Raw genomic sequence first — 21,941 nt, 5'->3', positions numbered from 1 at the left:
CTTATTCACTATATATGGAATTTAACTAGTATTATTTAAAATGCTGTATTAACTAGTAAATCAATGTAATAACCACACGATAAAAGCAATCAACCGTTGCTATTCATCCAGCTTCTACTATATAATAGCTATAGTCTACAATAATTGAGTCGTAATATGCGATTTTTTAAGACAATCGGTGAGAAAACGCTGAAATAAGTGGTATTAGTAGGAGGACACAAATGATTACAGTAAGTAACGTTAGTTTGCGTTTCGCGGATCGCAAATTATTTGAAGATGTTAACATAAAATTCACGCCAGGTAATTGCTACGGTTTAATTGGAGCAAACGGTGCTGGTAAATCAACATTTCTAAAGATTTTATCTGGAGAAGTTGACCAATCAACAGGTGACATACATATTACGCCAGGTGAGCGTTTAGCAGTATTAAAACAGAATCACTTCGAATATGAAGAGTTCCCAGTATTAGAAACAGTAATTATGGGTCACACGCAACTTTACAAAGTAATGCAAGAGAAAAATGCCATTTACATGAAAGAAGACTTTAGTGATGAAGATGGTATGCGTGCTGCTGAACTTGAAGGTGAGTTCGCTGAGCTTAACGGTTGGGAAGCTGAATCAGAAGCTGCAATCTTATTAAAAGGACTTGGTATTGGTGAAGACCTTCATGATAAGAAATTGTCAGAATTAACTGGGGCAGAGAAAGTAAAAGTATTACTTGCTCAAGCTTTATTCGGTAAACCTGACATTCTATTACTAGATGAGCCTACCAACCACTTGGACTTAAAAGCGATTCAATGGTTAGAAAACTTCTTAATGAACTTTGAAAATACAGTAATCGTTGTATCCCATGACCGTCACTTCTTAAATAAAGTTTGTACGCACATGGCTGATCTTGATTTCGGTAAAATTCAACTTTATGTTGGTAACTATGACTTCTGGTATGAGTCAAGCCAATTAGCTTTAAAATTAACACAAGATGCTAATAAGAAAAAAGAAGAGAAAGTAAAAGAGTTACAAAACTTTATTGCACGCTTTAGCTCAAACGCATCTAAAGCGAAACAAGCAACTTCTCGTAAAAAATTATTAGATAAAATTACATTAGATGATATTAGACCGTCATCACGTCGTTATCCATTCGTTGGCTTCACACCTGAGCGTGAAATAGGAAATGACTTATTAACTGTTGAAGGTCTTTCTAAAACAATTGATGGCGAAAAAGTGTTAGATAATGTGTACTTCACTTTAAATAAAGGTGATAAAGTTGCATTTATTGGTCGTAACGATATTGCGATGACAACATTATTTAAAATCCTTATGGGTGAAATGGAGCCAGATAGCGGTTCATTCAAATGGGGTGTTACAACATCTCAATCGTACTTCCCAAGAGATAACTCTAAATACTTTGAGAACAGTGACTTCAACTTAGTTGATTGGTTACGCCAATTCTCTCCACAAGATGAGTCAGAAAGCTTCTTACGTGGTTTCTTAGGCCGTATGTTATTCTCAGGTGAAGAAGTTAAGAAGAACGTTTCTGTATTATCTGGAGGCGAAAAAGTTCGTTGTATGCTATCTAAAATGATGTTAAGTGGTGCGAACGTAATCACACTTGACGATCCAACGAACCATTTAGACCTTGAGTCTATAACTGCATTAAACAACGGTTTAATTGCATTCAAAGGTACAATGTTATTCACATCTCATGACCATCAGTTCGTACAAACAATTGCAAACCGCATTATCGAAGTAACGCCAAACGGTGTAGTCGATAAGGAAGCAACGTATGATGAGTTCTTAGAAAATGAAGAACTTCAAAAACAAGTTGCTGCAATGTACAAAGGTCAATAATGAATGATTAAAACCCTCGCTCTCTTTTATGAGAGCGGGGGTTTTGTGTAATATTTTCAAGAAAAAACATTCGTTTTAATATGAGGTGGGGGAGAGTTAAAATGAATAATTATTCAAAAATAACATTAACGATGATAAGAAATTTGGATGTTGCACCTGAAGGAATGGTTTTTTACATTGGAAGGGACGAATAAAGTAACGGGAAATACTCCTGAAGTAGGAGGAAGTTAGGAAATTGTTGATCATCGTGATGGAAAAGATTACCGGGCAATTGGGGAAGTTAGTTATAAAGGATAGGATTGTAGAAAAAGTGTAGTTTGAGCAATTACTTCAAACTACACTTTTTCTTATGTGAAATATATACCAAAATTGGAGATAGATTAGTTTGCAAATGAGGAAATAAAGGATTATAGTTTGTGGAGTCATAATTAGTGGATGAGTCTTGGGAGAAAACAGAAAATGTTACAAATGTATTTTGTTAAATAGAAACCAAGGTCAAAATGTTTAGAAAGAAATAGTTGAATAAATAATAACTTCAAATTATAATTACTAATATTCTTCATATAGTTAAATAAATAAAATCTATGTGAATAAGAAAAATTGAATAGAGAGAAAGACTTATACAAAATAAGCCTTGGATGATTAAAAGAGGTGGAGAGATGCAACAATTTTTATTAAAGAGTAAACGAGTATTAAGTAATCATTTTGGATTTTTCGTATTTGCAGTTATTTTACTTTGGTTAAAAACATATGCAGCATATGTGATGGAATTTAATTTAGGGATATCGAATACAATCCAAAAGTTCTTACTGTTTTTAAACCCGTTAAGCTCAGCAGTTCTATTTTTAGGACTTGCATTATTCGCAAGAGGGAAACGAGCTTACATTTGGTTAATTATTATTAATTTGCTAATGTCTATACTTCTATATGCCAATGTAGTATATTATCGCTTTTTCAGCGACTTTATTACGTTCCCGACATTAACACAAACGAATAACTTTGGAGATTTAGGTGGTAGTATTTTTGCATTGCTACACTTATATGATCCACTATATTTCTTAGATACAATCATTTTAATTGTTTTAGTAGCAACGAAATTTGTAAATCCTAAACCAATCCGTGTTGCGAAGCATAAATTATCGCTAGTATTTGTAGCAGGTATTTTATTCTTTAGTATTAACCTAGGACTCGCAGAATCGGATCGTCCTCAGTTATTAACTAGAACATTTGACCGCAATTATATTGTGAAATATTTAGGAGTGTATAACTTTACGATTTATGATGGTATTCAAAGTGCGAAAGCATCAACAGAACGTGCATTAGCTGATGGAGATAATATGACAGAAGTTAGAAACTATCTTACATCAACTTATGCAAGTCCGAATCCTGAGTATTTCGGTAAAGGAAAAGGAATGAACGTAATTTATATTCATTTAGAGTCATTCCAAAACTTTTTACTAAACTATAAGCTAAATGGCCAAGAAGTTACACCATTCTTAAACTCATTTACAAAAGATGCGAATACGTTATACTTTGATAACTTCTTCCATCAAACAGGACAAGGTAAAACATCTGATGCGGAGTTCATGTTAGAGAACTCAATGTTTGGATTACCGCAAGGATCTGTTTTTACAAATAAAGCTAATAACACGTATCAATCAGCACCAGCTATTTTAGGTCAACAAGGATACACATCAGCAGTGTTCCACGGTAACTACAAAACGTTCTGGAACCGTGATGAAATTTATAAATCATTTGGTTTTAATAAATTCTTTGATGCGTCATACTATGATATGAACGAAAAAGATGTAGTAAACTATGGCTTAAAAGATAAACCGTTCTTTAATGAATCAATTCCGTTATTACAAACGTTGAAACAACCGTTCTATACGAAGTTCATTACGTTATCGAACCATTTCCCTTATCCTATTGATAAAGCGGAAGCAACGATTGAACCAGCTAAAACAGGTGATTCATCAGTAGATACGTACTTCCAAACAGCACGTTATTTAGATGAGTCTGTAAAAGGATTTATTGATTACTTGAAACAATCTGGTTTATACGATAACTCAATTATCGTTATGTACGGTGACCATTACGGTATTTCAGATAATCATAGCGCAGCAATGTCTCAAATAATGGGTAAAGAAATGAACTCATTTGAAAATGCTCAATTACAACGTGTACCTTTAATCATTCGCGTACCAGGAATGGAAGGCGGCGTACAACATCAATACGGTGGAGAAATTGACGTTCTTCCAACGTTATTACACTTACTAGGTACAGATACAAAGAATTATGTCCAATTCGGATCAGATTTATTATCGCCAGATCATAAACAAGTTGTTCCGTTCCGTAACGGTAACTACGTAAGCCCAACAGTGACTGCACTGAACGGCAAATACTATGATACAGCGACTGGAAATCCAGTAGAATTTACAGACGAAATAAAACAAAATGAACAAATGGTTCAAAAATCACTAAAATACTCTGACCAAGTTGTTAACGGCGATTTATTACGATTCTACACACCAGAAGGCTTCACTCCAGTAGATCGTTCTAAGTACAACTATAACAATCGTGATAATAATAAAACGAAGGTGAAGACGACTGAAGACGGGGAAACAAAATAAATAATAAAAAATCCTACTCGTATAGAAAACGAGTAGGATTTTTTGTTTTAAGAGTTACTTTCGGATTTTTGGAGTGCTACTTTTTTTGGCGTAAAACATGCAATAATCAAAGCTATAAAAGATAAAACTAACATAAATACGTAGGCATCACTTGAGCTGAAGATAGAAGATAATTTTGTTACTTGCATAGCTGATATGCTTTCGTTCCCGCTATATAACTGTGAAGCATGTGAAGTGGATTGAATTGTATATACCGTGATAATAACTGCTGTTCCAATAGCACCAGCTAATTGTCGAATGGTATTATTTACTGCTGAACCATGTGAACCCAGTTCTCTTGGTAAAGCATTCAACCCAGCTGTATTTAAAGGCATCGAAATGAAACTTAGTCCAATGCGTAGAATAATGGTACGAACCATTAAATACATATAAGTTGTGGATTCGGTCAAATGAATTACACCCCACATCGAAATAATGATACATATTAAACCTGTAATGAAGAGTGGTTTTGCCCCGTATTTATCAAACATTTTACCTGTGATAGGTGATAAGAAGGCATTAATTACAGCGCCAGGTAATAGAAGTAAACCTGATTCAAATGCAGTGAAACCTCGTCCATTTTGCAAGTAAATCGGTAAAAGAATTAAATCCGCATACATAATCATCGTAATGAGTACGTTAATGACTGAAGTAAGAGTGAAAACTTTATACTTAAATACTGATAAATTTAATAAGGGATCGTTAGACTTTATTTGACGTAAACAGAATAAAGCTGTAACGATTATACCGATGATAATTGTTGTAATAACAACTGGATGATCCCATCCTTTGCTTCCTGCACTACTAAATCCGAATATAACACAACCAAAGCCAATCGTTGATAAAATGACACTTACGATATCTAAGTTTGCTTTTGTTGTCTCTGCAACATTCATTAAATATTTAAGCGCGAGAATAATAACGATTAATACAAATGGAGCTAATCCAATAAATAACCATCTCCATGATACATATTCAATGATAAAGCCAGATAATGTTGGAGCGATGGCTGGCGCAAAAATTATGGCGAAACCGATGGTTCCCATAATACTTCCACGCTTTTCACTAGGGTATAAATATAAAATAACTGTCATCATTAGCGGCATAATAATTCCTGCCCCAACTGCTTGAATCATTCTTCCTGTTAACAAAACACCAAAATTCATGGCGCATGCACAGAGAACAGTCCCAATAAATAAAGAGAGCATCGAGCTAATAAATAGCTGCCTTGTTGTAAATCGTTTCATTAAAAATGCAGTAATTGGCACGAGAACACCATTTATGAGCATAAAGCCTGTCGATAGCCATTGCACTGTTGCAGCCGTAACATCAAATACTTCCATTAAATTACTCATCGCCACATTTAATAGCGTCTGATTCAATGTTGATAAAAAACATCCGGCAATGAGCACAACTAATATAATTTTTTTATTTCTTTCTGATATTTCCTTTTTCATTGATAAACTCCTTCATTATCGCCTTGATTTATCGACATCATGTCGATAAAATTAATGGTAACAAAATATATTTTCTTTGACCATGAACAGTTTTTTTGAAAATGTTCACTACTCGACATAGATGGTATATGATGTCGATAAAGTTAAAGAAAATCTATAAAGGGGTTTAAAAATGTCTACACCTAAAAAAGAAGATCCTCGTACAGTACGTTCAAGAGAAATGTTTAAAAATGCTGTTATTTCACTCTTATGTGAGAATTCTAGTATTTCAAGTTTAACGATTCAGAAAGTCGCAACTAAAGCAGGATTAAATCGAACAACATTTTACTTACATTATCAAGATATTCAAGATTTAATAGACCAAATCACGAATGAGATTTTAAATGAGCTTTCTAATAAAATTGTTGATTTAATGCATGCAAAAGATTTATCAGAAAAACAAAAGCTAACACAATTACTTGATTATATATATATCCACCGAAATTATTTATTTATATTATTTAAAATGAATCAATTTGAAGAGCAATTATTTTTATTTTTAAAAGAATTAATTGAAACGAGAAGAGAGAATACGAAAAAGGATTTACCTGATAATTATGTTGCGGTTGATATTAAAACAGCCTCGCTGGTAGGTATTATCATGTGGTGGATAAGGAATGGACTTCACTTTAGTTCAGATTATATTGCAAATCAAATTTATTTCATGTACAAAGGGTAATGAGTTAAAAATATTTTACGTATTGACGCATTGTATTATTAAGTGCGACACCTAAAGAAAAAACAAAAAAGCCCATCTCGCTTCGTATAAAGTAGAAGTCACCACTCACTTACTCACACGCAAAACTGCCCACGAAGCGTTACAGGAAGAATTGTCGCACTTAGATTGACAAAATGTCTTTAAAGTAAAAATATGTATTGTATAATTTCATATATCGTATGTATATAATAAAATTTTTAAACAAAAGTCCAATCGTTGCACTGTGCGTAGACGAGAATTTGGACTTAATTTTAGGAAAGATATAAGATAAGATATTAATAGAAAGCGATTTCAAATTCTAATTTTGCAAAGTTAGTATCTATACTTGCAAATCTACTCAAGAACAAGTATAGAAAGGGTGTACATCATATATGATATTAGACAATCGAAGTATAAGTATATTACAGCAAATTATTCAAACAGATAGCTATGTTTCTGTATCTCAATTAATGGAAGCCATACAGGTTTCAAAGCGAACAATTTATTATGATATGAAGAAAATAGAAGATTGGTTAGTTGCAGAGGATTTAAATTCATATGAATATATTCGCCCTTTAGGCTACTGTTTTGATAATGAAACGAAGCAAAGAGTGATAAAAAAGCTAAATGGATTTACAACAAGCCAATATGAATATTCTCCACAAGAACGAAAAATATTGCTGGTTCTTTATTTACTAACAATGGAGAAAAGGATTCTATTAGAAGACTTAATAGAACTTGTGCAAGTCAGTCGTAATACTGCTCTTGCTGACTTGAAAAAAATAAAAGCAGAGTTAGTGAAGTTTAAGCTCTCATTAAACTTTGATCGTAAACATGGCTACAATATTAATGGGAATGAACATGGAAAACGAAATATATTAATCTTAAATCTTTCACAAATAATTTCAAAGCATGGATGGGAATATTTAATATCGCATGTGAAACATATTACGAATGATAATAAAAATGTAAAAGGTAATAAAGATCACGAGGAACTACTTATAATAAAAAATATTTTATCGAATTGTGAAGAGCTTTTAGGAGTTCAGTATACAGATGAGGTACTTGAAAGTTTAAGCGTTTACATGTATTTATTCCGTAATCGTATTGTAAATGGAAAATGTGTTGAAATGGAAGATGCTGAAAAGGATGTACTACGAGAAACAAAACAATTTGAAGCAGCAAAATACATTGCAAAACAGTTTGAAAGAGTATTTTTCGTGGAGTTTCCAATAGACGAAATTTATTATATTACGACTCATTTGTTAGGAGCAAAAGTAAATGCTCAACAAAAAGACTTTGAAAAAAGTGAGATTGATGGAATACATTCAATGGTCGGATATATGATAAAGGATTTTCAACATTATGCTTGTGTTATATTTCAAGATTTTAAAGGACTTGCTTCAGATCTATATCTGCATATGAAACCGGCATTTTATCGTGTAAAGTACGGGATTGAAATAGAAAATCCATTACTTTATACAATCCAGCAAAATTATGAAGAAGTTTATACTCTTACCAAAAAAGTGATTCATCATTTTGAAGAATATGTTGGAAAACCAGTTTCAGATGATGAAATGGCATATATTACTATGCACTTTGGTGCTTGGATGAGGAAAGAGGGAATCGTTCCCAGTCCAAGAAAAACTGCGCTGCTTGTTTGTCCAAATGGTATTGGTACATCACGTATGTTGCAGTACCAATTAGAGCAATTGTTTTCGAGTGTAGATATTTTAAAAGCCATCTCAAAGCGGGAATATGAATCAAATGCATTTGATGTAGATTGTATCATTACTACAACTGAACTTGAGAAGGGGAAAATTCCTATCTTTATGGTAAATCCAATTTTGACTGATTCCGAAAAAGCATCGTTACTACGAAAAGTAAATGTAGCTTTGTATGTCGAAAATCAAAATGATTCAGTTGATATGATGATGGGTATTATCCAAAAATACGCAGACATTTTAGATGAAAAATCTTTAAAAAATGAATTGAGAGAGTTTATGAGTGGTCCGGTACATATTGATAAGGAGGAGAAATATAAGCCTATGTTAAACGAGCTATTAACTAGAGAATTTATTCAGCTTGAGAATCACGTTGAGACGTGGGAGGAAGCAATTCGTGTTGCGGCTGAGCCTTTATTACAAAACGAAAATATTTCTGAGGAATATATTTCGGAGATGATTGCGAATGTAAAGAAGTTAGGACCGTATATTGTAATTGCACCTAAAATCGCAATACCTCACGCTCGTCCGGAAGCAGGTGTCAAAAAATTAGGGATGAGTTTATTACAACTAAAAGAAGGTGTGTTATTTTCAGAAAAACAAGAGCATGCTGCAAATTTAATTATTGTATTAGCAGCGATAGATAATGAGACACATTTGAAAGCATTAGCACAATTAAGTGAGATGTTATCTGAGCCGAAAAATGTAGAAATGTTAATTCATTCAAATTCAATAGATGAAATGCTAGAAATGATAGCTAAATATTCTAATTAAAGGGGAGATTGAAATGAAAAAAGTATTAGTTGTATGTGGAAATGGATTAGGAAGTAGTTTTATTGTAGAAATGAATGTGAAGAAAATATTAACTGAACTTGGCTTGCAAGCTGAAGTTTCTCATACGGATTTAGCATCAAGTAAGTCAGAACAAGCAGATCTATATTTAGGTGCGAAAGATATCATTTGCAACCTTGAAGATGGTACTAGAACAGTTGCTGGATTAACAAACATTTTAGATTTAAATGAAATTAGAGAAGCATTACAAAAACACCTGATGTAGAAACAGTGAAAGGGGGAGTAATGCTATGTTTGATATAATAATGAAGGATATTTTGGGACAACCGGCAATATTAGTTGGATTGTTTGCTATGTGCGGTTTACTATTGCAAAAAAAGAATGTTGCAGATACAGTTTCAGGAACATTAAAAACAATTATGGGCTTCGTCGTTTTAGGAGGCGGAGCCACTATATTAATAGGAGCTTTAGATGTTTTTGGTAAAATATTTGATAAAGCATTCCATATTAAAGGGATTATTCCAAATAACGAAGCTGTAGTTGCGATAGCACAGCAAACTTTAGGGACAGAAACGGCATTAATTATGGTATTTGGGATGATTGCTAATTTACTAATTGCACGATTTACAAGATTTAAATATGTATTTTTAACTGGTCATCATACATTATTCATGGCATGTTTAATTTCAGCTGTATTTTCAACTACAGGGATGAAAGGTGCTTCACTAGTTATTATTGGATCTATTATTTTAGGATTACTTATGGTCATTTTTCCAGCGCTACTTCAACCGTATGTTAGAAAAATTACGGGAATGGATGATATCGCAATTGGCCATTTCGGTTCAGTTGGATATTTAGCAGCAGGGTTTGTTGGTAGTAAATTTGGAAATAAAGAAAAATCTACAGAACAAATTAAAGTACCGAAGTCATTAGGGTTTTTACGTGATACATCAGTTTCTATGTCATTAACAATGGCGGTGTTATTCTTTATTGTTGCACCATTTGCGGGTAAAAACTTTATCGAAACAGAATTAAGTAACGGACAAAATTATCTCGTGTATTCATTCATGCAAGCAATTACATTTGCTGCGGGTGTATATATTATTCTAGCTGGTGTCCGTATGTTGATTGCAGAAATTGTCCCTGCATTTAAAGGGATAGCAGATAAACTTGTCCCAAATGCCAAACCAGCATTAGATTGTCCAACAATCTTTCCATTCGCACCAAATGCAGTTATTATTGGTTTTTTAACAAGTTTTATTGCAGGATTACTATCTATGTTTATTCTTCCATTTATCGGCTTAAGTGTAATAGTGCCAGGACTAATCCCTCATTTCTTTACAGGGGCAACAGCTGCTGTATTTGGAAATGCAACTGGAGGAAGACGAGGAGCCATATTAGGAGCTTTTGTAAATGGATTATTAATCTCATTCCTACCAGCTATATTACTACCTATATTAGGTGGGTTAGGATTTGAAAATACAACATTCGGTGATTCTGACTTTGCTGTTGTTGGTATTTTAATTAGTGAAATTGCGAAATTGTTGGGTAATATTTTCTAAATAATAGAGCATAAAAAGACTTGAATTCTAATTATAAATTCAAGTCTTTTTATTAAATGTAGATATTATAGTGTAAGATAGTAAGGGGATTTGAATATAGAAAATAGGAGTTAGTTTGAAAAAACATTTGTTATTATTGTATTGATTGTTTGTACACTTGTTGATTTTTCTTGAGGATCAATATTGAAACAGAAAAGTAAACTTTCAAAAAGAGTAAAATAAAAGGGGGCTTATGCATGAATTTTCAAAATGAAAAAATATCATTACATTTAGAGGTTGTAAATTACCAATATAAAGATGCAAAAGACGAGTGTGATAGAAATTGGCTAATGGTAAAAGCGAAACTGTCAGAAGAAAATAAAGTTTTTAAAACGATGGATCCTTTTTTACAAACTTACGACTTACAGTACATGATAAAATGGTTTGAATCTTTACCGAACCCTACATATAACGAACTAGATTTCATAGAACCAAATGTAGCGTTTGAATTTATGGGAGAAAAAGAAGAGGAGTTTCACATTGTTATTCGCTTATCACAGGAACTTAATCCTTCATGGTGTAAGGAAGAGGAGTACGAATTTTCTATCGGTGTAACGCAAGATGATAGAGAGAATATTATACGTTCTATTGAAGAACAACAAAGGAAATTTCCAAAACGATAAAAAAGACTTGATAACCTACTAGAGGGAATCAAGTCTTTTTCATTAAATACGATTATCGTGCCAGAAGTTTAATGGGAAGTGTTCGTTCTCATGATAGCTTTCTAATTCATATCCTCTTTCTTTCAGCCCTTTAATAATTCCAGGTACTGCTTTAACTGATTGTGGATGAATATCGTGCATAAGGATAACTTCTGTTGGATTTGTAGCACCAGCTAGAACGTTTTCTACGATTTTAGCTGAAGCAGCGTCAACTGGCATTTTGTTGTATTTCCAGTCTAATGAATCAATTGTCCAATCCCATACTTTTAAACCATTCTCAACAACTTTGTTTCGAAGAGCTTCATTTAACCCTGGCATTGAGCCGTAAGATGGGCGAGTTAATACTGGTGATTTGCCTAGAACTCCAGCGATTAATCCTTGGTCTTCCTTCATTTCATCTACGTAATGACCTTCTGTGTAGAGCTGCTTGTAGTTATGAGTCATACTGTGCATCCCAACATAGTGGCCTTCAGCATCTTCACGTTTTACAAGATCAGGGAAAGCTTTCACGTTTGAACCAATTAGGAAGAATGTTGCTTTTGCATTTTCACTCTTTAACATATCTAAAAGCTCAGCTGTGTATTTTCCAGGACCATCGTCAAATGTTAAGTAAGCGACTTTTCTAACTTGCCCGTTATAGTGCTTTGGAGCTTCTTTCGGAGCGAGAGATGTTTGAATTTCACTTACAAGTTGAACAGATTTTGCTTCATCCTCTGTACTTGCTAGAGCAATATGTGTTGATCCGTAAGCGGCCTCGTATGTAAATAATACCCCAGCGCAAATCAAGAGAGCCCTTTTAACTAAAGTTGTCATTCGAATTCCATTGTGCATAATTTTCCTTCTCTCTATAAAAGTTCTACTCTACTATATTAGCAATTTTAGAGAGGTAAATGCAAAAAAACTTTGTTACAAGCGCAAAAAAGTTTGTCCAAAAGTATGCAAGATTTTATAATAATTGCGTTTTGAATAGATGGGATAAAAAAATGGATAATTTGAATCGTTAATAGGAAACACTACAAAAGATATTAATTTTAGGAGGTGCTTTAATTGAAGTATAAAAAAATGCTTTCTATATGTATGACAAGCATATTTACAGTAGGACTGCTATTTGGGTGTAATACAGCTCCAAAGGATGAACAGGAACCAGATCCAACGGAGGAACCTTCTGAACAAAGAGAACAGGATAAGGATAAACAGCAAGATCCTTCTAAAGAAAAAAATAATGAGTTAAATAAAAAGGATGAACAGGAGCCAGATCCAACTGAAGAGCCTTCCGAAGAAAGAAAAGAGAAAAAAGAAAATGAGTAGTTACAGATTAATGAAACGTGTAGCTACTGCTTTGTAGGTTCTGAAGCATCAATCAGAAAAGCTAAATTGCAAATATGTAAAAACAGCAAAAACTTCTGAATCAAAAGTCGTTTTTGCTGTTTTTGCGTTGTATATCATATTCCTATTTGTAAATTATATATAGAAAGAAACGGACAAACATACAAGAAAAAAAACTCTTTTTACATCTAATATATTATATTAAATCTTACTAAAAGGAGTTTGATTATTTTTGAATTTAAATAGTGTAAGAAACTTCATACCTTGTGCGTTTCCTATTTCGGAATCTGTATTAATACCTCAATCAGGATTTCGAGCTATTAATAGGGAACTGGAACAAAAGGTAGGTCCCGCTGATCTAACTTTAATTTCATATCCTAATGAAATCTTTGATTTGAACAATGAATATAATCCCATTACTTCAACTTTTACTCCAAAACAAAATGGAGTATATCTAATTATAGCAAGTATTGGTTTTTTCCCTAATGTTCCTGCAAGTTATAGCGCAAGGTTATTTATCACAATAAACGGAGAAGCTGTAGTTGCTGATAATGATTTTTTAAGTGAAGAACTAGAGATTGTTAATATATTAAGTGTTTCCACTATCTTAAAATTATCTGCAGGATCTAACGTACAAGTTATTGCCCAAGCTACTACAGATGGTAATACTGTTCCTGAACCACTTGGAGGTACCGTAGATTTTATGCACTTTGAAGCGGTTAGATTTCCTTTTCCAACGTAATAAAACAGGTTTATTCTCTAAGCGTTATATAAAGTGTGTTATGTTAACTTTACATGTATAGGATATACATCGTTTTTTTATAAGAGAACGTTGTTTTCTTGTAGCCATTTAAATTTGTTACAATAGCTATTCCTTTTTTCATTTTATCGAAAATGAATCCGATCCTTAAGAATAGCTTGTTTATAAATTTGGATGGTTTTTCTATTATTGATATCATGTTGTTTCTAATTAAGAGATTATATATTATCCGCAAAATTTGTTGTAGAAGAAATTGATTGTATGTACTAGTACAGAATGATTTGTAGTGAATGAAAGAGTAGTTTGATTGAAAATAATCAAGAAGACATTATATTTTTGGAGAGATCAATAAAATTTCACATACCGTATTTAAAAAATAAATATAGGAAAACCAAAAAATAATGTAGAATACATCGTACATACCTATGTGAAGTCAACATAATAAATAAAAGAGGTGGATATATGTTACTTGAAGAAGTAATGCAACAATTAGAGGAATACGGAACAGAACAAACTCGTAAGACGTATAAAAACCATGGGGCGAAAGAACCATTATTTGGAGTTAGTTTTGCGAATTTAAAATTGTTAAAAAAGAAGATAAAAAAGAATCATGATTTAGCAATTTCATTATGGGAAACAAAAAATATGGATGCAATGACTTTAGCAACGATGATTTTAGATCCGAAAAAACTAACATCAGAACAGCTAAATGAATGGGTTGAGGAAGTTGATTATTATTGTTTAATGGACGTTCTTATGACCGCTATATGCACTTCACCAATCGCTATAGATAGGATGGAAGAATGGACGAGATCTGACGATGAATGGATTGGAAGAGCAGGTTGGTCATTATTAGCAAATATCGCTATAAAAAGTAAAACGTTAGACGTTGAGTTTTTCTTACCGTATTTAGAAGAGATTAAAGTTCATATACATAATGAAAAAAATCGAAAAAGAGAAGCAATGAATAGTGCTTTAATTGCGATAGGGATTCGAAATGAAAGCTTGGAACAACAAGCAATTGAAATTGCACGCGAAATTGGAAAAGTAGAAGTTGATCACGGTGCAACGTCATGTAAAACACCAGATGCAGAAGCCTATATTAAAAAGGCGCGGGAAAGAGCGGAAAAAAAGAAAGTAAAATAAGAAAAGAGGAAAAAGCTATGAAAGCAATTGAAGCAGCACAAAGCGTAATTACATCAAAATTTCCGAATTGTGATGTTGCTTTACTAGGGGGAAGTGTTGCTAGAGGAGAGGCTACGAAAACATCTGACCTTGATATTGTAATTTTCGACCAAAGTTTGTCATCTTGTTATAGAGAATCTTTCTATAGTAATGGTTGGCCTGTTGAAGTATTCGTACATAATTTTGAAACGTATAAAACTTTTTTCCAAATGGATTGCAAACGCGGGAGACCTTCATTACCTCAATTAGTTTCAGAAGGGATTGCATTAAAAGGAAAAGATGAAATTGTAGCAGAACTAAAAAGAGAAGCGAATGAGCTATTAAATAAAGGCCCAGAAAAATGGACAGAAGAAACGATGAAGCAGAAGCGTTATTTTATTACGGATACTTTGGATGACTTCATTGGTGCAACAAAAAGAGAAGAAGAATTATTTATCGCCAATTTATTAGCTGATTTAATACATGAATATGTATTAAGGGTAAATGGTCAATGGCTTGGAAATTCAAAATGGTTTATTAGAGTGTTAAGAAGATATGATGAGAAATATGCAGAACAGTTTGTAGTGGCTTTTGATCATTTTTATAAAACGGGAGAGAAACGTGAATTAGTTGCTTTTGTAGAAAAAACGCTAGATCAATACGGAGGAAGAATGTTCGAAGGATTTTCTATAGGGAAATGAAGAGGGGATAGCGAAATGAATGTACCATTCGTTCAATTAAGAGAATTGACACTAGACGATGTAGAAGACCGATATCAATGGTCATTAGATACAGAAGTGACAAAGTATTTAGTCGTACCAGATCAATATCCACCGTTCACTCGTGAAGATACGATAAGGTGGATTGAAGCATGCATAAGTCGAGAAAATGGTTATGAACAAAGGGCTATCGTTACAGAAAACCGTATACACATTGGCTGGATAGATCTTAAAAATTTTGATAAAACAAATAAAAATGCAGAACTAGGAATTGCGGTTGGTAATAAAGAATATTGGGGTAAAGGATATGGAATAGCGGCCCTATATAGTATGTTACAACTGGGATTCTTTGAATTTGAATTAGAGAAAATTTGGCTACGTGTAGATGAGGATAATTTACAAGCAAGAAGGAGATATGAAAAAGCTGGATTTGTTTGTGAAGGAATAATGAGAAATGATCGATTACGTCAAGGTAAGTTCATTCATCGTTATCGTTATAGTATGTTAAAAGAAGACTATCAATCTTTAATTAATAGTCTATAAAAATATTATGTAAACTCAAAGGAGATGGGGAAAATGATTCGATTACTTACAAAAGTGGATGCGGAACAATATTGGGAGTTACGTTTACAAGCACTACAAGTAAACCCAGAGGCGTTTGTAACAACTTATGAAGAGGCGATCCGTCAGGAAAATCCTATTGAGCGAGTTGTAAGTAATTTAACATCTAATACGAGCTGTACATTTGGTGCTTTTAATGAAGAAAATCAATTAATTGGAGTTGTCACTTTACTAACAGAAGCGAAGCAGGCATATAAGCATAAAGGACATATTGTTGCGATGTATGTAGATGCACAAAACAGACGGAACGGACTGGCACGGGAGTTAATTGCAAATGCAATTCAAAGAGCGAGAGAAATAGAACTAGAGCAATTGAACTTAGGTGTTGTATCCACAAACCAACCAGCAAAAAAATTGTATGGATCAATGGGCTTTAAAACGTATGCAATTGAAAAAAGAGCTATAAAGATGAATGGTGTGTATAGTGATGATGAAAATATGGTGTTGTTTCTTTAAAGACTACATCTATAATGAGATTTTTGAATATTAATTATATTCATTTTGTTATATAGTAAAAGGAGAAACTATATAAGGGGTTTTAAGATGAAAGCTATTGCAATTGGGATATTGGCATCGTTTTTCTTTGCCTTTACCTTTGTGTTAAACCGATCGATGGACTTAGAAGGTGGAAGTTGGATTTGGAGTGCATCTTTACGGTATTACTTTATGGTTCCAATGCTACTACTTATTGTCATGTATAGAGGGAACTTAAAACAACTCTTTCAATATATGAAAAACAATCCGAAAGAATGGTTGTTATGGAGTATTGTTGGATTTGGTCTCTTTTATGCACCGCTTAGCTTTGCGGGTGCGTTTGGACCGGGGTGGCTCGTTGCTTCAACTTGGCAAATTACGATAGTCGCAGGGATTTTATTAACACCATTTTTCGCGGTAGACCCATTACATAAAAAACTTCCTATGAAGGAATTAGCAATGTCAGGTATTATTTTATTCGGTGTTGTTCTCATGCAAGTAGAACACGCTTCTTCTTTAGGGATTCGTGAAACCATTTTATGCGTTGTTCCTGTACTCATTGCTGCGTTTGCGTATCCACTTGGGAATAGAAAAATGATGCAAGTATGTAAAGGTGAATTAGATGTATTCCAACGAGTTCTCGGTATGACATTAGCAAGTTTACCATTTTGGTTATTACTATCTGGTTACGAAGTATCTGCAAGCGGATTACCGTCAAGTAACCAAGTTTTTCAATGTTTTATCGTTGCGATTAGTTCAGGTTTAATTGCAACAGTATTATTCTTCTATGCGACAGATCTTGTAAAAGATGATCCGCAAAAATTAGCAACCGTTGAAGCGACACAGTCTGGTGAAGTTTTATTTGCGTTAGTAGGAGAACTTATCTGGTTATCTGCTCCAATTCCGTCTTCTTTATCGTGGATTGGAATGAGCCTTGTAATTGTCGGAATGATACTTCATAGTTATGTAGCTGTAGTTGTGAAAAAAGAAGAAAAAATAACGGCGTAAAAAGATTAGCTCTTTTTTAATAAAGAGCTAGTCTTTTTTTATGAGAAGGAATGGGAGTAAGATGTTACAGCGTGTTGAGCAAATAGAAATAGATCTAATTAAGAAAGTATTAAAGCATGCGACCGGCCCGAGTGAAGTAAGCTTAATTAAAGCAGTTTCATTGTGTTCACCTTCCTTTATTAATTTTTAAAAAATACACCATAATTTAACTGTTTCCGATATGATAAGAACGATAAGTGTATAGTAATCTATATGATTATGTTAAAAATTAAGAAAAATATGATAATATATGTATGTATTAGTTTAAAGCCAAATGGGGGAACGATCGTGAAAATGAATGAAATAGTGGCGAATACACAATTTCCAAATACAATCGAAACAATTACAAAGGATTTAAAAACATTAGGGATAGAAAAGGGAATGACAGTTATTGTACATTCTTCATTAAGTTCAATTGGCTGGGTATCAGGTGGTAGCGTTGCGGTAATAGAAGCATTAATGAAAGTCGTTACAGAAGAGGGAACAATTATTATGCCGACGCAATCTTCGGATTTATCTGATCCGAAAAACTGGGCAAGACCACCTGTACCAGAAGACTGGTGGCAAATTATCCGGGATAACGTCCCAGCATTTGATCCACATATAACACCAACAAGAGCAATGGGAAAAGTAGTTGAATGTTTTCGTACATATCCGAATGTATTGCGCAGTAATCATCCGCTCAGTAGTTTTGCAGCATGGGGGAAATACGCAGAAGAAATTACAGCGAATCATTCACTTTCCATAAGTTTTGGGGAAGAATCGCCATTACGAAAAATATACGATTTAGATGGATACATATTATTACTTGGTGTCGGTTATGACTCCAATACGTCCATACATTTATCCGAGGTACGTACAGGTGCACGCGAGTTAATAAAGGTAGGAGCGCCTATTATAGAAGAAGGTGTAAGAGTATGGAAAGAATTCGTTGAAATGGATTACGATTCTGACACGTTTGTAGAAATTGGAGTTGAATATGAGCGGAAAGGAACAGTTACACGTGGGAAGATAGGGAATGCGACGTGCCGCTTTATGAGGCAACGTGATGCAGTTGACTTTGGATCAGAGTGGTTTCGTGCGAAAAATAAGTAAGGGATGGTTATTATGCAGGGGAAAAAAGTATTAATTACGAGCGGCGGTTGCCTAGAAAAATGGGATCAAGTACGCGGACATACAAATTTAGCAAAAGGTACGATTGGAAGAATTATTGCAGAAGAGCTAATGACAAAAGGAGCAAATGTTATATATTTGCATGGCTATTTTGCTGAGAAGCCAATGGATGTAAATAACCAATTAGAATTGCATCCATTTGAGGGGATTATTGATTTACAAGATAAGATGAAAAGTATTATTACACATGAAAAAGTTGACGCAGTTATTATGGCTGCTGCTGGCTCAGATTGGGTTGTCGAAAAGATTTGTGATCAAGATGGAAATATTCTTAATATGAACGGAAAGATTTCAAGTGATATCGCACCAATTATTCATTTTCAAAAAGCACCAAAAGTATTAAAACAAATAAAGAGTTGGGATCCAGAAACGATACTCGTTGGTTTTAAACTGGAAAGTGACGTAAATGAAGCAGAACTTATTGAAAGAGCAAGCAAAAGAATGGAAGGTGCAAAAGCAAGTGTAATGGTAGCGAACTCACCGCATTCTTTATATTCTCGCGGTGCTGTACATCACGTTATTGGACAAGACGGTAATGTGAAGTTATGTAATGGGAAAGATGAAACTGCAAAAGAAATTGTCAATATGTTAGAGCATTTATGTAATCGTATTATTACTATGTAAATTAAAGCTTTTAGAAAGAGATGCAGTCGCATAGTATGTAATGGAGTTAATATTAAATTAGTGGGGGAACGTATCCCTCACTAATTATTAAATCGAATCAATGGAATAGACCATTAGCTGCTCGTAAATGTGTAATACATGATATATGCATATTGAACATTTTGTGAGGAGTGGATTCTATGGAACATTTATTAAAGCAAGCTATTAAACTTAGAAATGAAAAGAAATATGCGCAGTCTAGAGAGATACTAATAGGATTAACAAACTTTACAAGGGATGCAGAAGTACTATATCAATGCGCCTGGATACATGATGTAATGGGGCTTGAAACAGAGGCTGTTCCGTATTATGAACAGGCAATTGCGAACGGACTTGATGGGGAATCCCTTCGTGGTGCGTATATCGGTCTTGGTAGTACGTATCGTTGTATAGGGGAGTATGATAAAGCGATTATTGTATTAGAAGCAGGGATAAAGAAGTTCCCGGAAAATGACGTGATGAAAGTGTTTTTATCATTAGCAAAATACAATGTGAAAGATCATGAAGAAGCGATGAAATTACTGTTAGAGACAGTTGTGAAAGTAGATGAGGTAAAAGAATTTGAACGTGCTATCTCATTTTATAAAGATAATTTAAATGAGGTCTTTAAATAGAGGAGAGAAGGAATGAATCCATCAATTTCACGAAGGCGAAAAGGCATTTGGATTGGACTCGTATCTTTAATTATGTTATCAAACTATTTATTGTATGCCCTTCCAATAGTACCAGATGCCCCGAAAGAAGTAGTTCTCGGTTCATTATTAGATTTTATGTTTATAATTCCGGTCATCACATATTTCTTTATTATACGGAAAAGATATTCGTTAACGTATATGTTTCCTGTAGTTATAGCTGGATACGTATTCGCAAGATTTATAATTCCTAGTGATTATTTACAAGCTTTTTCATTTATTTCGTATGTAATAGTTGCTGGAGAAATTGTGTTCGTATGTTTTGAACTGTTTCTTATATATAAAATTATAAGAGTACTTCCTAAAATAATAAAACGATATAAAGAATATAGAAGTGAGTATTCTTCATTTTCTTATGCGATTGATGCAGCGTTTGATGCTAATATGAAGAGAAGTAAGGCTGTAAATATTATTCTAACAGAGTGTAAATTACTCTATTATGCTTTTTTATCGTGGCGTGAAAAAGTATCAGAAAGTGAATCCATATACTCATATCATAAAAAAACCGGTGCAATAGGTGTTTATATCATGATTATTCATGCAACATTAATTGAAAGTATCGGTTTTCATTATTTACTTCATCAATGGAACCCAGTAATAGCTTGGGTTTTACTCATCTTAAACATATATGCGATGTTTTATTTTTTAGCTGAAATACAAGCGATGCGTAAAAATCCAATTATCGTTGTGAAAGAAAAATTGATCATTCAAATTGGATTAGGAAAGAAAATCGTTATACCATTTACACAAATTGATAACATTGTGTTTTATAAAGGCGAATCTTTAACGAAAGAAGAAGAGAAAGAGGTTCTTGACGCAACTGTTATGGAATTTATAAAGGAACCTGCAACTTTTGAAATAACGTTAAAAGAGCCAATTAAAGCGCAGTTGTTATATGGATTTTCTAAAACAGTGAGTCGTGTGCATTTAAATGTGGATGAGGAACGAAAATTTTATGATGAGGTTATGGAGAAGTTGAAATATGAGTAAAATACTAAAGTATCACCGTGCGTTTGGTGTATATGGAGTTTGTATTGAAAAAAATAAAAGGCCATATATGAATCGTGGTTAATAAAATAGTAGTGATTCATGAACTCCTTCCATTGTAGAAGGAGTTTTTTATACTTTCTTAATCAGGAGCGTAAAGGATATAATTAAAACGGACGCATTATATGATAGAAGGGGTAACTAAAAAATGAATTGTTTGCGTACACCAAGGATTGAAATTATAGAAAGAAAAATACGTTACGATTCTACAACTGTAGATCACATTTGTTTATTAGTAGAAGCACAACCGAAAAAAATCGTACTATTTCATGAGATACAGTACCCTTTTACAATGACAGCAAACAAAATAAAAGTAACTATTCCTAAAGGTAGTTGTACAACCGCATATTATTGGGAAGATCGTCCATATAACTTATACATATGGAGAGATGATGCAGGGCATTATTTAGGGTCATATTTTAATATCGTAAAAAACACACATGTAGGAAATGAGTTAGTAACATTTGAAGATTTAATCATTGATATTATGGTTCTTCCTAATGGTGAGTACTTCATATTAGATGAAGACGAATTACCTGAGCTATTAGATCAATTTGAAAATGGTTATGTGAAAGAAGCTCTTAACATATTAACGGATACAATTCATGTATTCTTACAGCCCTTTCCGAACGAGAAAGCCCATTGCCTTTAGGTATGGGATGAAAGTGAGGTTGGATACGGAGTACCACTAAAAATCGTAAGGCTCGTGGTACTTTAAGTATCCAAAGAATAGGTAGTTTCTTTGGGTCTGTTTGTTGTAATTT

Annotated in this window: 21 protein-coding genes and 1 pseudogene; 20 read left to right on the top strand and 2 right to left on the bottom strand. The window is 33.5% G+C overall.

What is annotated here, in order from left to right; genetic code table 11:
- The first annotated feature begins 221 nt into the window (after positions 1-221).
- Complete coding sequence (locus QUF93_RS16315; RefSeq protein WP_289359464.1) at positions 222-1,847, top strand: ABC-F family ATP-binding cassette domain-containing protein; 1,626 nt, start codon at positions 222-224, stop codon at positions 1,845-1,847.
- A 659-nt stretch (positions 1,848-2,506) separates the two neighbouring features.
- Positions 2,507-4,480 (top strand): lipoteichoic acid synthase, encoded by a 1,974-nt coding sequence (gene ltaS, locus QUF93_RS16310; protein ID WP_289359463.1) that lies wholly within the window; start codon positions 2,507-2,509, stop codon positions 4,478-4,480.
- 47 nt (positions 4,481-4,527) lie between these two features.
- Here ltaS and QUF93_RS16305 read toward each other — a convergent pair whose 3' ends face one another.
- Complete coding sequence (locus tag QUF93_RS16305; RefSeq protein WP_289359462.1) at positions 4,528-5,976, bottom strand: DHA2 family efflux MFS transporter permease subunit; 1,449 nt, start codon at positions 5,974-5,976, stop codon at positions 4,528-4,530.
- Between the two features lie 172 nt (positions 5,977-6,148).
- On the opposite strand from QUF93_RS16305, the gene QUF93_RS16300 reads away from it, so the two are divergent.
- The 5 genes from QUF93_RS16300 (at position 6,149) to QUF93_RS16280 (ending at position 11,452) form a co-directional block, all read left to right on the top strand.
- On the top strand, positions 6,149-6,694 hold the full coding sequence (locus QUF93_RS16300) for a TetR/AcrR family transcriptional regulator (RefSeq protein WP_002120186.1): 546 nt from the start codon (positions 6,149-6,151) through the stop codon (positions 6,692-6,694).
- A 410-nt stretch (positions 6,695-7,104) separates the two neighbouring features.
- Entirely contained in the window at positions 7,105-9,210 is a 2,106-nt protein-coding gene (locus tag QUF93_RS16295; RefSeq protein ID WP_289359461.1) for a BglG family transcription antiterminator, read from the top strand.
- A gap of 13 nt (positions 9,211-9,223) precedes the next feature.
- Positions 9,224-9,493, top strand: coding sequence for a PTS sugar transporter subunit IIB (locus QUF93_RS16290; RefSeq protein WP_098266395.1), 270 nt, complete (start codon positions 9,224-9,226; stop codon positions 9,491-9,493).
- 25 nt (positions 9,494-9,518) lie between these two features.
- Complete coding sequence (ulaA, locus tag QUF93_RS16285; protein WP_289359460.1) at positions 9,519-10,790, top strand: PTS ascorbate transporter subunit IIC; 1,272 nt, start codon at positions 9,519-9,521, stop codon at positions 10,788-10,790.
- A gap of 236 nt (positions 10,791-11,026) precedes the next feature.
- On the top strand, positions 11,027-11,452 hold the full coding sequence (locus tag QUF93_RS16280; protein ID WP_289359459.1) for a WapI family immunity protein: 426 nt from the start codon (positions 11,027-11,029) through the stop codon (positions 11,450-11,452).
- 42 nt (positions 11,453-11,494) lie between these two features.
- Here QUF93_RS16280 and QUF93_RS16275 read toward each other — a convergent pair whose 3' ends face one another.
- Positions 11,495-12,322, bottom strand: a complete 828-nt coding sequence (locus tag QUF93_RS16275) for a peptidoglycan-N-acetylglucosamine deacetylase (RefSeq protein ID WP_289359458.1) — start codon at positions 12,320-12,322, stop codon at positions 11,495-11,497.
- A 216-nt stretch (positions 12,323-12,538) separates the two neighbouring features.
- Here QUF93_RS16275 and QUF93_RS16270 point away from each other — a divergent pair, with 216 nt between their 5' ends.
- From QUF93_RS16270 to QUF93_RS16210, 13 genes and pseudogenes are all read left to right on the top strand, one after another.
- On the top strand, positions 12,539-12,799 hold the full coding sequence (locus QUF93_RS16270; protein ID WP_289359457.1) for a hypothetical protein: 261 nt from the start codon (positions 12,539-12,541) through the stop codon (positions 12,797-12,799).
- 250 nt (positions 12,800-13,049) lie between these two features.
- Positions 13,050-13,559: a hypothetical protein gene (locus QUF93_RS16265; protein ID WP_002120180.1), complete on the top strand. Its 510-nt coding sequence runs from the start codon at positions 13,050-13,052 to the stop codon at positions 13,557-13,559.
- Positions 13,560-14,039: 480 nt separating this feature from the next.
- Positions 14,040-14,723, top strand: coding sequence for a DNA alkylation repair protein (locus tag QUF93_RS16260; RefSeq protein ID WP_289359456.1), 684 nt, complete (start codon positions 14,040-14,042; stop codon positions 14,721-14,723).
- Positions 14,724-14,740: 17 nt separating this feature from the next.
- Entirely contained in the window at positions 14,741-15,442 is a 702-nt protein-coding gene (locus tag QUF93_RS16255; RefSeq protein WP_289359455.1) for a nucleotidyltransferase domain-containing protein, read from the top strand.
- 15 nt (positions 15,443-15,457) lie between these two features.
- Complete coding sequence (locus QUF93_RS16250) at positions 15,458-16,003, top strand: GNAT family N-acetyltransferase (protein ID WP_289359453.1); 546 nt, start codon at positions 15,458-15,460, stop codon at positions 16,001-16,003.
- 33 nt (positions 16,004-16,036) lie between these two features.
- A complete protein-coding gene (locus tag QUF93_RS16245) occupies positions 16,037-16,537 on the top strand; it encodes a GNAT family N-acetyltransferase (protein WP_289359452.1) in 501 nt (166 codons plus the stop codon).
- A gap of 87 nt (positions 16,538-16,624) precedes the next feature.
- The gene (locus tag QUF93_RS16240; protein ID WP_002120174.1) at positions 16,625-17,563 is read left to right on the top strand and encodes a DMT family transporter; all 939 of its coding nucleotides are present in this window, start codon (positions 16,625-16,627) and stop codon (positions 17,561-17,563) included.
- A gap of 61 nt (positions 17,564-17,624) precedes the next feature.
- Positions 17,625-17,726, top strand: a pseudogene (locus QUF93_RS16235) (GNAT family N-acetyltransferase); the annotation flags it as partial.
- An 89-nt stretch (positions 17,727-17,815) separates the two neighbouring features.
- A complete protein-coding gene (locus tag QUF93_RS16230) occupies positions 17,816-18,697 on the top strand; it encodes an AAC(3) family N-acetyltransferase (protein WP_289359451.1) in 882 nt (293 codons plus the stop codon).
- Positions 18,698-18,709: 12 nt separating this feature from the next.
- Positions 18,710-19,399 carry a phosphopantothenoylcysteine decarboxylase domain-containing protein gene (locus QUF93_RS16225; RefSeq protein WP_002120167.1) on the top strand — a complete coding sequence of 230 codons (690 nt, stop codon included), beginning with the start codon at positions 18,710-18,712 and terminating at the stop codon, positions 19,397-19,399.
- Positions 19,400-19,578: 179 nt separating this feature from the next.
- Positions 19,579-20,052 carry a tetratricopeptide repeat protein gene (locus QUF93_RS16220; RefSeq protein WP_289359450.1) on the top strand — a complete coding sequence of 158 codons (474 nt, stop codon included), beginning with the start codon at positions 19,579-19,581 and terminating at the stop codon, positions 20,050-20,052.
- A 12-nt stretch (positions 20,053-20,064) separates the two neighbouring features.
- The gene (locus QUF93_RS16215) at positions 20,065-21,120 is read left to right on the top strand and encodes a hypothetical protein (RefSeq protein WP_289359449.1); all 1,056 of its coding nucleotides are present in this window, start codon (positions 20,065-20,067) and stop codon (positions 21,118-21,120) included.
- Between the two features lie 205 nt (positions 21,121-21,325).
- The gene (locus tag QUF93_RS16210; protein WP_289359448.1) at positions 21,326-21,829 is read left to right on the top strand and encodes a ribonuclease FAU-1 family protein; all 504 of its coding nucleotides are present in this window, start codon (positions 21,326-21,328) and stop codon (positions 21,827-21,829) included.
- Positions 21,830-21,941: the final 112 nt, after the last annotated feature.

The organism is Bacillus hominis (assembly GCF_030348325.1).
In the GTDB taxonomy this organism is placed as follows: Bacteria; Bacillota; Bacilli; order Bacillales; family Bacillaceae_G; genus Bacillus_A; species Bacillus_A hominis.
Note: the sequence above shows the minus strand (reverse complement) of the source record. Positions and strands in the feature narration are given on the sequence as shown.